Genomic DNA, 11,893 nt, shown 5'->3' on the forward strand with positions numbered 1-11,893 from the left:
CTTCCGAACCCTCCAGAGTACCCTCCGTAGCCCCGTCCGCTGCCCCGTTGTGCGCCTCAGCGCCGCCGGTGAAGGGGGTTCTAAGGTGATTGCAGAAGAGCCGCAAGCGGTTTTTAAAGAAAAAACAAAAAAACATGAAACTTTTTTAAAAAAACAACAAAATCAATGGGTTGAGGTGCGGTAAAAGTTAAGGGAACACCAATAAAGGCGTGGGAGCTGCCGTCAGACCTTTGATATCTGCGGAATCGCAGCCCGCTCGCAGGTGGTCATTTTCCTCAAAGGGTGCAAACGCGCCTCTGGCAACAACTCAGGAGGTAAAAAGGCAGTGAATCGCCCCCGTTATGGCGATTCACCCATAATTTAAGAGCGGTGCAGTAAAGGGCCCAGCAGACCAAAACCCGAGTCGGAGCAACCACAGGGAACACACCATAAGCAAACCACGAGACATGATTGCCATTGTAGGAGGCGCTTTCAATGTAAATCACACGACACCTTTCTGGACTGTCAGTCCAACCATCCCATTTCACGATAGTAACGCGCTGCGCCTTCATGCAGAGGGACAGACAACCCTGCGACCGCCATCGTCTGTGGGTCCAGATCGGCAAAGGCCGGATGCAGCCGCCGGAAATCGGCAAAATTCTCCATCACGGCTTTCACCACAGTGTAGACCGCCTCTTCAGGCACATCGGCAGAGGTCACAAAGGTCGCGCCAACCCCGAAGGTCTGAACATCATCATTGCTGCCATGATACATCCCGCCCGGAATCGTCGCCGCCCGATAGAAGCTGTTTTCGGCAATCAACCGCTCCACCTCGTCGCCGGCCACATCAATCAACACCGCGTCGCAAGCCGATGTTGCCTCCTGGATCGAACCGGAGGGATGACCAACAGTATAGACCATCGCATCAATCATATTATCACAAAGCGCGGCAGATTGTTCAGACGCCTTCAGCTCTGTCGCAAGAGCGAAACTATCCATCCCCCAGCCCAGCGCGTCCATCAGAACCTCCATCGTGCCACGCTGGCCGGACCCCGGATTGCCGATATTCACCCGTTTGCCGATCAGGTCATCAAAACGAAAGATCGCTGCGTCGGCGCGGGCGACAACAGTGAAGGGTTCAGGATGCAGAGAGAAGACCGCGCGCAGGTCGCGAAACGGTCCCTGATCCGAAAACCGCGATGTGCCGTGATATGCGTGATACTGCCAATCCGACTGGGCAACACCGAAGTCCAGCTCCCCCTGACGGATGGTGTTGATGTTGTAGACCGACCCGCCCGTGGATTCGACCGAGCAGCGGATGCCGTGGTTGCGCCGCCCCTTGTTCACCAGCCTGCAAATCGCCCCGCCTGCCGGATAGTAGACCCCTGTCACACCGCCCGTTCCGATGCTGACAAATTCATCCGCAGCAACCACCGTGGTCGCCAGCGTCGCCGCCAAAGCAACCCCGCTGAATGTGAACTTGGTAAACATGTCTCTCTCCCTCAAGTGATGGGTCTATGTGTTAGCGCGCGGGTTGAAGTATTCTGCGCTCCGCCTGCAATGGGCGTCAATCGGTCCAGAACTCCTCCAGCGCATTATTGCGCGCCTGAACCTGCCGAATACGTTCGCTGCTGCTATTTGGGTCACGTGACACCACGAGAGCCATCAAGCTCTCCAGCAATGTCAGCGTCGCAGCGTAGGATGAAAAGAACTGTGGGCTGTCGGAGGGCACAATGAACGGGAAATCCGCATGAACCATAGCAGGGCAACTGTGGCTGTCAGTGATGACGATCACCTGCGCGCCTTGCGTGCGTGCCAGCTGCGCAGCACAGATCGAGCGGCGGGCATAGGGGGATTTGGTCACGATCAGCAAAACGTCCCCCGTCCCGATATCCGCCAATGACGCACCCAACGCCCCCCCCATACGACCAGCAAGGATCCAGTTGTCCTGACTGTACTGCGCCAAATAGGCCAGATATTCGACAATACCCGTCGATCCGTAGGCCCCAAACAGCAGAACACGGCGCGCCTCGCCTAGTGCCTTGGCCGCGGCATCCAGCCTTGCGGGGTCCAGTTGCACCTGAAGGGTTTGAATATTTGCAATCACGGCATTGGTCTGACGGGCAATGATCCCCGCCGCCGTGGCATCACCCTGCCCCAGCTTCACTGCCTTATCGGCAAAACCATCCGCCCGCTGTTCTACCGTCTGACGGCACAGCTCGCGCAGCGCCTCATACCCATCAAAGCCCAGCGCCTTTGCCAGCCGCGAATAAGTCGCCGGTGGCAGATCCGACGCGGCAGAGATCGACCGCAAAGAACGCGACGCCACATCCATCGGATGCGCCGCCACATAATCTGCCGCACGGCGCAGCTGCATTGGCAAGCTACCATAAAGAGCGGCGATACGGTCCTCCAGCCTATGCACGGGTGGCCGATCTGTTGCGGGGTCCTGCATCCGTATCCTCGTCCAAATGTGACAACGACACAAATGTATCTTCACATGACTAAAAATGAAACATATGTTTTACTGCAGCCGACTCGTTGACAAAAATTAATTGCGGGCCTGCATGTTTTATCCCAACTCGAAAGCGTAAAGAGATGTCCGGCACTCACACGTCCCCCTCGTCCCATGTCTTCCCCCGCCATACCCATGCCACCCTGCCCCACGCGGTCGCTGGCGACGGATGTTATATCGCGGACCGTGCAGGCAAACGCTACTTTGATGGGTCAGGCGGCGCGGCTGTATCATGTCTGGGCCATTCGGATCCGGTCGTGATTGACGCCATTCAGACGCAGGCGGCCCAGTTGGCGTATGCACACACCAGTTTCTTCACCTCTGATCCAGCAGAAGAGCTGGCGGACCTGTTGATCGAACATGCTCCCGCAGGGTTGGATCGGGTCTATTTCGTATCTGGCGGATCAGAGGCGATGGAGGCCGCGCTAAAACTGGCACGGCAGTATTTCACCGAAATCGGTGAACCGCAGCGCCGTCATGTGATTGCCCGCCGCCAGAGCTATCACGGCAACACGCTGGGCGTTCTGGCTGTGGGGGGCAACATGTGGCGGCGGCAGCAGTTTGCCCCTTTGTTGATGAACACCACTCATATCAGCCCCTGCTATGAATATCGCGGCCGTGAAAGCGACGAGAGCGCCTTTGACTACGGCCAGCGCGTCGCCAATGAGCTAGAGGAAGAAATCCTGCGCCTTGGCCCCGACAGCGTGATGGCCTTTGTCGCGGAACCTGTTGTCGGCGCGACAGCCGGTGCCGTGCCGCCGGTGGAGGGGTATTTCAAACGGGTGCGCGAAATTTGTGATCGATATGGTGTGCTGCTGATTCTGGATGAGGTGATGTGTGGCATGGGACGCACCGGCACACTGTTTGCCTGCGAACACGACGGCATCAGCCCCGATATCACCGCTGTGGCCAAGGGTCTGGGCGCGGGATATCAGCCTATTGGTGCAATGCTGTGCAGCCGGCAGATCTATGCCGCGATAGAAGGTGGTAGCGGGTTCTTCCAACACGGGCACACCTATCTGGGGCATCCGGTGGCGACGGCGGCCAGCCTTGCGGTGCTGCGCCGGTTGACGGTGGATCGCGTGTTGGACCGTGTCACCCCGATGGGGGATCGCTTGCAGGCCGCGTTGATGGATCGGTTCGGTGACCACCCTCACATTGGCGACATACGCGGACGAGGACTGTTCCGCGGGCTGGAACTGGTTGCGGATCGTGACAGCAAAGCACCCTTTGATCCCGCCCTTACTTTACCAAAACGCATCAAAGCCGCCGCTTTCGATGCGGGGCTACTCTGTTATCCGATGGGCGGCACCATTGATGGCGCGACTGGCGCGCATGTCCTGCTGGCCCCGCCCTTCATTATCAGTGACGACCAGATCGGTGAAGTGGTGGACAAACTGGACATCGCTCTATCCAAAACACTGCCCTAAACCCCACCGTCCACAGCGCAGAACACCAAACGCCTCCGCCAAAATCGGGGGCGTTTTTCGTGCCCAGCCCACAATCCAGCGCGGCAAGCTGAAATGCGTCGAATGCTGACGCAAATGCGGCGTTTCCTGCCCAGCGTGCGACGCCCCCATCGGATACCATTACGACCATAAGTTTCACTCAACAGGTCGTTAACATGTCAAAGTCAAGCTATGGTTTCCTCAGCCCGCAACCTTATATGAAAGACGCCATCGAAGAGATGAGCACCCGCGCCGATATCCATGTGATGGAGGCAGACACATGGGCGGCAGATGAAATCGCGCGTCACGTCGAAAGCTGCCGCGCGGCGGGCATCCGCTCCGTCGGCGGTTTTGCCCAAAAAGATGCGTTTCACCACATCCTCATCAACGAAGGTCTGGGCAACAAGGCGCCGTCGCGATTGTCTTTCCTTTACTGCATGAACAAATATCTGATGCGGACGCTGGAAACTAATCCCTTCTATTTCGACTATGTGGATCCGCTGAATGAAACCGATGACGAAATCATCGCCAAAATCCCGCATTGGCCCTTCATGCTGAAAAACACCTCGCTCAGTCTGGGCCGTGGGATTTTCAAAATCGAAACACCGGATGAGCTGCGCGAAGTGCTGAAATCCTACCGCGAGGACACCGACCTGCAGGAATTGATCGCCTCGCAATACGCCAGCTATCTGGAAGGCGTCGATCCCGCTACCGTGCCCGACATCGTCCCGCCCTTCATCGCGGAAACGCTGGTCGATATGAACAAGGCGATTGAATACTGCTATGAGGGGTATGTGACCCCCGACGGCAAGGTTGTGCATTACGCACTGACAGAAGAGGTCTACTTCTCCAACCATCAGGCGCTGGGATATGTGACGCCGCCGATCTCTATCGACACCACCATGGCCGCCAAGATTGAGGCCTGGATCGAAGATTACATGGGCAAAATCGCCGCCCTCGGCTACGTCGGTCAGTTCTTTAACATCGAATTCTGGGTCATGCCCGATGGCGCAATCCATCTGGTTGAAATCAACCCACGCGCGGCGCATTCCTATCACTACAACTATCTCTACTCTTTCGGCAGCTCACTTTATGAGGACAACTTCCGCCTCGCGGCCGGGGAACCGATGGAGGAACGCACACCGTGGATCAAATGGCGCGAGGGCGATGATCACAAATTCACCCTAATCGCGCTGATCACCGCCAAGGAAACCGGTGCTGTGTCAGATATTCTGGATTACGACTACGTCGATGAGTTGGAGCGAGAAGGCATTCTGGTGCGCCACACCCGTCAGCGCGGCGATGTGCTGACCGATGGCGACATGACCGCCGCCGGTGTGATGCTGTTGCAGATATGGCTGGTTTCCGACAGCAAAGAAGAGGCCATCACCAAAGAGCACGAGCTGCGCCGCCGCATCTATCGCCGCCCACAACGCGACGCGGAATATCCGGCCTACTGGAGCGTCTGATCAGACATAACAGCAGAAACAAGAAAGGCCGGGGTGATCCCCGGCCTTATTCTTTGTCCGCGCCCGTCAGCGATCAATGCAAATCGTGGCTGCGCTTTTCCAGTTCTTCTTCCAGCGCCTCTGCCAGCTCTTCAACATCGTCCTCACTGGGCGCAGTGGAAATGGCGTAGCTGCCACTCATCCAACGGCCCAGATCAATGTCTGCACAGCGTTTGGAACAAAACGGGCGATACTTCGCCTCTGTTTCCGCAGAACAGATCGGACAGGCCATTACAGCAGGTCCTTCAACGGCAGACGGTCACGCTTGCGCTGCAACTCGAAATTGCCCAGCGGGGTCCAGCCAGCCATGACGGTCTCAGTCGTATCGGCCTTCAATGCAGCGCGCAGGGATTGTTCGAACGTGCGGCGATCACGTTTCGGCATCGGCGCCAGATCAAGAGTGATCTGGCCGCCCAAACCACGCAACCGCAGCTGACGTGGCAGGTCGCGGGCAGCGGCCAGATTAGCCTTCAGTCCTGCAGCAGGTGAGGTATCACCGCCAGTGTTCACATCCACCGCAACCAGCGCGCGGGTGGCCTCTACAAACATATAGGCCCCACCTTCCAACTTGACCCGCGCGGACTGCGCATCCTCCAGCTGATCCAGCACGCCGTGGGTTTCAAATCCGCCTGCCTCAGTCACGATATCAGCAGGTTCGACCCACTCCCGCCACGCCTGTCCGTGGGGGCCATCACCCTCGCTCAGCACCTCAGCGTCACCTTCTCGGTCGGCCATCACAGCCTGCGCCAAATCGTACATCGCCATGATATCTTCGGCGATTTCACCAGGCTCGGCACCCTCACATGACGATCGCAGGATCAGGCCCATCGCTGGCTCTTCCCCCATCACCTCATGAGCGACACCCAAAAGCACATCGCGCAAATCGTCATCACGGATCTTGCGGCTGATGTTGAGGCCCGGCGCATCGGGCGTCACGATGGCATAGCGGCTTTTGAACAGCACCTTGTAGGTCACGGGCAACGCCTTGCCATCCTCGGCATAGCCGGTCACCTGCACCAGCAGGCGCTCACCGGGCGAGATGCCTTTGACCTGACGCAAAAACGCCTGACCGTCGGGCGTGGACATGAACAGCCCACCCTGCCCTTTCATAGGACGATCCGCAACGGCGCGATAAATCGTGCCAACGCGCGGCAGATCGGCGTCGATCAGAATGTCATGCAGTTTGCCATCCACCATAAGCGCTGCCGCCTCGCGCCCCTGCAGATGGTCCAAAATGATCTGGCGTCCCTTCATGTTTCTCTCCACATCGGGTAACCGGCTGCCGTCAGCAGTCCGGCAGTTTCCGCCAGTGGCAATCCAACCACAGCGGTGAAAGAGCCTGAAATCCAAGGGATAAACACACCAGCAGGCCCCTGAATGCCGTAGCCCCCAGCCTTGCCCTGCCAATCGTTTGTCGCAAGGTAGGCGTTCAGCTCTTCGTCTGACAGGCGCTTCATACGCACGTCGGTCACAACATCGCGTTCCCACAGCTGATCGCCACGGCGCACAGCCACGGCGGTGATCACGCGGTGGCGACGACCGGACATGGCCAGCAGAAACTCCGCCGCCTGCCCCACATTGTCGGGCTTGCCCATAATGCGGCGGCCAAGGGCAACTGTGGTATCCGCGCACAGCACGATATCATCCGTCTCTGCAGGGACAGCCTGCACTTTTTCGCGGGCCATACGCGCACAATAGGGACGCGGCAGTTCTGATTTTCGGGGGGTCTCATCAATATCGGGCGGGCGGATATCATCCGCCACAACCCCGATCTGGCCCAACAGCTCTTTGCGCCGTGGGCTGCCTGACCCGAGGATCAGGCGCACTTATTTGAAGCGGTAGTTGATCCGACCCTTGGTCAGATCGTAAGGGGTCATTTCGACCTGAACCCGGTCACCTGCCAGAACACGGATGCGGTTTTTACGCATCTTGCCTGCCGTATGTGCGATGATCTCATGGCCGTTTTCCAGCTCGACCCGAAACGTCGCATTGGGCAGGAGTTCCTTCACGACACCGGGGAATTCGAGCATCTCTTCCTTGGCCATGGTCTCTCCTTAGGTTGGCGACCCGCCTGATGCGGGACGCGCGTTAGATGGTCCCATTTTACCAGATTTTCAAGGGCAAATCTCTATTTGACCAAAATATAGCCCGGTTTTCCGTCCCGTCCCGCCTGTTCGCCCCAATGCGTTGCGTTCAGCACGCGCCCGTCGGCCCGCACCGCGCGCACCGCGTTCAGGTCGATCTGGGCGTAGGTCCATCCGGGTTTGTTCATCACACCTTCAGCAATAACGCCAGTATCGGGAAAGCCTGCATCGGGCGGGCCAAAAATCGCGCCCATACCAGTGTTTTCCTCCACTCCGTAAATCTCTGGCCGCGATCCGATGAGGGATGCCATCACCGACACGCACTGCCCCTCCAACGCGCGCGCCATCGCACCAATACGCACCCGCCAGTAGCCATCAAGCCCCTCGGTGCAAGAAGGCACCAGCAGAACCTCAACCCCAGCCTCAACCAAGGCGCGGCCAATCAGGGGAAATTCACTGTCATAACAGGTCAAAATGCCCAGCTTGCCCACAGGCGTATCAAACACCTGCAACGGTTCACCGCCGCATATCTGCCAATCCTCACGCTCAAACCGTGTCATGATCTGTTTGTCCTGATAGGCGATATCGCCAGAAGGACCAAAGACCGGCGCGCGGTTGACCATAGCCTCACCGACAACCACAGGGGCGGAGCCGCCAACGATAGTGAGCTGAAACTCCTGCGCCAATGCGCTCAGCACGGCGTTTGACCGCCCCACGTATCCCGCAACCGCGCGCAACGCCCGCGTTTCATGGCCCGCGACCTCAGCGCCTGCTAGCGACGCCAGTTCCATCGCGCCATACTCAGGAAACAGCAATAACGCCGCGCCGTTGCCGGCGGCCTCGGTCACCCAACCGCGCATCTTGGCTTCATAGGCCGCCCAATCGTCAAACCAATCCAGCGGATAGGCGGCAGTTGCGACGGTAAACCTGTCCATTTCGAACCCCTCTTTCAATGTTACCCAAATACTCCCGCCGGAGGCATCCCAGAGAGATCAAAGATCTTTCACCCAGACCTGCAACGGCTTGCTGCTTTGCTGGTTGTCCCCCAGATCTGTCCAATCATACTGCACCACGGCGCCCTCCAGCGGCTGATACCCGCGCCCGCGCCAGAACGGCCCCAGATCACGGGCGTTTTCAGGCCGCATCGGGTGATCTGTGGGGCGTATCACCGCGCAGAAACTGGATGTTGCACAACCAAGGGCGCGCGCATGCGCCTCCCGCAGATCGAAAAAACGGTGCCCAATTCCATGCCCGCGATAGTCAGGTAACAAGACAGATTCGGCGCAGTAAAAGATCTGGCTCAGATCTTCGCTGCGGGCGGCAAAGGCGCTGGCGAAATCATCAGCATGATCCTCCATCGGGGTGCCGGTGGCCGCGCCGATCAGGTGATTGCCATCAAAGGCGCCGACAAGAACCGCACCGGCGCTATCGCGGTAGGTTTGCAGATAATTCCGTTCATAGACCAGATCCCCGTCATAGAGGTAAGGCCAGTCACGAAACACTTTTATACGCAGGCGGGCCACATCCTCCAGCGCTGCCTCCAATGCGGCGCCGGTCAGAACCTCAACACGAATGGGTGCCGCCGTCATGCAGAGACCTGTTTGATCCAGTCAGCAAGATTATAATAAGTCACCACACGCGTGATCTTGCCATCCTCAAGGCTGAAGAAAGACCCCGCAGGCAAGCGATAACTTTGTCCATTGGCGTCCGGCAAGCCCTCGTCCGTTTCCAAATAGGTGCCGTTCACGATGAATTCTGCGGCAGCGCGCGTGCCGCCTTCGGCGTCGAAAATCACCATATCGGTCAGGATTTCACGGTAGCAACGGTTCATATGAGCGCAGAAGGCGGCGAAGGCCTCTTTGCCTGTGCGCACCTGACCTTCATTCACATGGTGGGCTACATCCTCGCTAAGGCAAGCCAGCATGCCGTCAATATCACCCGCATTGAAGGCATCGAAATAGGCGCGAATCGTGTCGTTCATTTGTGGATCTCTCTGATGGGCTATAGGTGTTATAACGCCATCATACCGCGTGCACCGGCGGCCCCCAGCGCGCAATCAGACGATTAACGATCTGATCGCGACTATGGCGGTAGGCATCCAGCTTCTGATTGCGGCTTTCTCCCAGTCCTGCGGGATCGTCGATCGGCCAATGCTCTACCTCCAGATGGTAAACGCGGGTCAACTCCTCCACCGCGGCCAGACTGGAAGGGGTCAGCGCGACGATCAGATCAAAGGACGACAGGTGGTCGCCATATTCATGCAACTCCTCAAAGCCGCGTGACTGGTGGCGCGACAGTTCCACCTCCAGCTCTTCACAGACAGCAATGGCGAACCCGTCAATCTCGCGGTCGCCTTTGGCACCTGCAGACTGCACATAAGTGCCAATACCATAGAATTTTTTCATGATGCCTTCGGCCATAGGCGAACGCACCGAATTGTGATCACAGCAAAATAGGACAGATTGGGGGAGTTGCTGGAGCTGCTTCTGGTGGGGGCCATCAACCACAGCGCTCACCCTCCAAAGTGCAGAACACAGATCAGGGTGAACAGGCGGCGGGAGGTGTCTTTGTCAATCTCCGCCTTGCCTTCAAGGCGTTCCTGCAACACCCGTGCGCCTTCATTGTGGATCCCGCGTCGCGCCATGTCGATGGTTTCAATCTGGCTGGGCGGCATGTTTTTCACCGCGTCAAAGTAGCTTTCGCAGATGGCCCAGTAATCCTTGACCACCTGGCGGAAGGGCGACAGGGACAGGTGAAACTCGGCCGCCTTCTGGTCGTCCTCAGTATTGATGTCAAACACCAGCCGCTTGTCCTTGATCGCCAGCCCGACGTGATAGGGCCCTTCGGGCACCGCGCGGTCATCGCGCTGAGGCAGGGCGAAGCTGTTGTTTTCCAAGAGGTCGAACATCGCAACCTTCCGTTCCTGCTCGATCTCAGGCGTAGGAGGCGGCAGATTGCGGTCGTCCAGCGCAATATGGCTGATGCGGGCGGTGGGTGCGGACATTGTGTCGCCTCCTTACTTATTCAAAGCGTCCAGACGAGCACGAACCGATAGGCCGTGCGCTTCCAGACTTTCGGAGATTGCCAGTGTTTCGGCCGCAGGTCCAATAGCTTGCAGCGCTGCAGGCGTCATTTTTGCCAAAGTGGTGCGTTTGACGAAGTCCATCACGCTGAGGCCACTCGAAAAACGTGCCGAACGGGCAGTGGGCAACACGTGGTTCGGCCCGCCGATGTAATCCCCAATCGCCTCTGGCGTCCAACCGCCAAGGAAGATGGCCCCAGCATGGGTGATCTTGGCCGACAGCGCATCCGGGTCCGCAACACACAGTTCAAGGTGCTCGGGCGCCACGCGGTTTGACAGCGCCGCCGCCTGATCAAGGTCCTCAACCACCACGACCGCACCGAAATCGCGCCAGCTGGGGCCTGCAATGGCGCGGCGTTCCAGCGTTTCCAGCTGTTTTTCCACCGCTTTGGTGACCGCATCGGCCATTGCCTGACTGTCGGTCACCAGAATCGACTGTGCGCTTTCATCGTGTTCGGCCTGACTGAGCAGATCCAGCGCGATCCATTCGGGATGCGCTTGTTCATCCGCGATGACCAGAATTTCCGACGGGCCTGCAATCATATCGATGCCGACCTTGCCGAACACACGGCGTTTTGCCGCCGCGACAAAAGCGTTACCGGGGCCAGTGATTTTATCCACCGCCGGGATGCTTTCGGTGCCATAGGCCAGGGCCGCCACCGCCTGCGCGCCGCCAATGCGGTAGATCTCATCCACACCAGCCAGCCTTGCCGCCAGCAGAACCAGTGGATTGGCCTGCCCGTCAGGTGTGGGCACCACGATGGCCAGCCGCTCCACCCCTGCCACCTTGGCCGGAATCGCGTTCATCAGCACGGAGGAGGGATAAGAAGCAAGACCGCCCGGTACATAAAGCCCCGCCGCCGAGACAGGCGTCCATCGCCAGCCCAGTTCTGCGCCGCTCTCTTCACGCCACAGCATGTCCTCAGGCAACTGCTTGGCGTGATAGGCGCGGATCCGTTCCGCCGCCAGTTCCAGCGCAGCGCGTTCAGCGTCCGACACTTCAGCGATCAGCGCCTCAATCTCTGCCTCGGAGAAGCGAAGCGTATCCGGCGTCAACTCCAGCCGATCAAATTTCGCGGTCAGCTCGATCACCGCCGCATCGCCGCGGCTGCGCACATCAGCGATAATGCCTGCCACCACATCATCCACATCCGGGCTATCTTCGCGCTTGGCGCTCAGCAGTTCCGTGAAAGCGGCGTCAAACTCAGGATCTTGGGTGTTCAGAAATACAGGCATGTTCCCTCCGGCTCTTGGCTTAGCACATATAGCGGTGCGCC

15 protein-coding genes are annotated in these 11,893 nt (G+C 58.4%); 3 read left to right on the top strand and 12 right to left on the bottom strand.

Annotation, left to right across the window (positions count from 1 at the left end):
• Positions 1-184 (top strand): hypothetical protein (locus MHM86_RS08095; RefSeq protein WP_239197775.1); only part of this gene is annotated, 184 nt, incomplete at its 5' end.
• A 320-nt stretch (positions 185-504) separates the two neighbouring features.
• On the opposite strand, the gene MHM86_RS08100 is transcribed toward MHM86_RS08095, so the two are convergent.
• Entirely contained in the window at positions 505-1,470 is a 966-nt protein-coding gene (locus MHM86_RS08100; RefSeq protein ID WP_239197777.1) for a TAXI family TRAP transporter solute-binding subunit, read from the bottom strand.
• A 76-nt stretch (positions 1,471-1,546) separates the two neighbouring features.
• Positions 1,547-2,434 carry a MurR/RpiR family transcriptional regulator gene (locus MHM86_RS08105; RefSeq protein WP_239197779.1) on the bottom strand — a complete coding sequence of 296 codons (888 nt, stop codon included), beginning with the start codon at positions 2,432-2,434 and terminating at the stop codon, positions 1,547-1,549.
• 143 nt (positions 2,435-2,577) lie between these two features.
• Between MHM86_RS08105 and MHM86_RS08110 the strand changes: the two genes are divergently transcribed.
• Entirely contained in the window at positions 2,578-3,924 is a 1,347-nt protein-coding gene (locus MHM86_RS08110) for an aspartate aminotransferase family protein (protein WP_239197781.1), read from the top strand.
• Positions 3,925-4,118: 194 nt separating this feature from the next.
• Complete coding sequence (locus MHM86_RS08115; RefSeq protein WP_239197783.1) at positions 4,119-5,411, top strand: acetyl-CoA carboxylase biotin carboxylase subunit family protein; 1,293 nt, start codon at positions 4,119-4,121, stop codon at positions 5,409-5,411.
• A 73-nt stretch (positions 5,412-5,484) separates the two neighbouring features.
• On the opposite strand, the gene MHM86_RS08120 is transcribed toward MHM86_RS08115, so the two are convergent.
• From MHM86_RS08120 to hisD, 10 genes are all read right to left on the bottom strand, one after another.
• Positions 5,485-5,682, bottom strand: a complete 198-nt coding sequence (locus MHM86_RS08120) for a DNA gyrase inhibitor YacG (RefSeq protein ID WP_239197785.1) — start codon at positions 5,680-5,682, stop codon at positions 5,485-5,487.
• Complete coding sequence (locus MHM86_RS08125; protein ID WP_239197787.1) at positions 5,682-6,704, bottom strand: ribonuclease E/G; 1,023 nt, start codon at positions 6,702-6,704, stop codon at positions 5,682-5,684. The genes MHM86_RS08120 and MHM86_RS08125 overlap by 1 nt, the downstream gene beginning before the upstream one ends.
• Positions 6,701-7,276 carry a Maf family protein gene (locus MHM86_RS08130; RefSeq protein ID WP_239197789.1) on the bottom strand — a complete coding sequence of 192 codons (576 nt, stop codon included), beginning with the start codon at positions 7,274-7,276 and terminating at the stop codon, positions 6,701-6,703. The genes MHM86_RS08125 and MHM86_RS08130 overlap by 4 nt, the downstream gene beginning before the upstream one ends.
• Positions 7,277-7,495 (bottom strand): translation initiation factor IF-1, encoded by a 219-nt coding sequence (gene infA / locus MHM86_RS08135; RefSeq protein ID WP_037209844.1) that lies wholly within the window; start codon positions 7,493-7,495, stop codon positions 7,277-7,279.
• A gap of 83 nt (positions 7,496-7,578) precedes the next feature.
• Positions 7,579-8,469 carry a carbon-nitrogen hydrolase family protein gene (locus MHM86_RS08140; protein WP_239197791.1) on the bottom strand — a complete coding sequence of 297 codons (891 nt, stop codon included), beginning with the start codon at positions 8,467-8,469 and terminating at the stop codon, positions 7,579-7,581.
• 57 nt (positions 8,470-8,526) lie between these two features.
• Positions 8,527-9,123, bottom strand: a complete 597-nt coding sequence (locus MHM86_RS08145; protein WP_239197793.1) for a GNAT family N-acetyltransferase — start codon at positions 9,121-9,123, stop codon at positions 8,527-8,529.
• A complete protein-coding gene (locus tag MHM86_RS08150) occupies positions 9,120-9,515 on the bottom strand; it encodes a ketosteroid isomerase-related protein (RefSeq protein ID WP_239197795.1) in 396 nt (131 codons plus the stop codon). Before MHM86_RS08150 ends, MHM86_RS08145 begins: the two co-directional genes overlap by 4 nt.
• A gap of 40 nt (positions 9,516-9,555) precedes the next feature.
• A complete protein-coding gene (locus MHM86_RS08155; RefSeq protein WP_239197797.1) occupies positions 9,556-9,954 on the bottom strand; it encodes a low molecular weight phosphatase family protein in 399 nt (132 codons plus the stop codon).
• 92 nt (positions 9,955-10,046) lie between these two features.
• Positions 10,047-10,538 (bottom strand): UPF0262 family protein, encoded by a 492-nt coding sequence (locus MHM86_RS08160; RefSeq protein ID WP_239197799.1) that lies wholly within the window; start codon positions 10,536-10,538, stop codon positions 10,047-10,049.
• Positions 10,539-10,550: 12 nt separating this feature from the next.
• Positions 10,551-11,852 carry a histidinol dehydrogenase gene (hisD, locus tag MHM86_RS08165; protein ID WP_239197801.1) on the bottom strand — a complete coding sequence of 434 codons (1,302 nt, stop codon included), beginning with the start codon at positions 11,850-11,852 and terminating at the stop codon, positions 10,551-10,553.
• Between the last annotated feature and the right edge of the window lie 41 nt (positions 11,853-11,893).

The sequence above is a fragment of the Thalassobius sp. Cn5-15 genome (assembly GCF_022347685.1).
Lineage (GTDB): Bacteria > Pseudomonadota > Alphaproteobacteria > Rhodobacterales > Rhodobacteraceae > Thalassobius.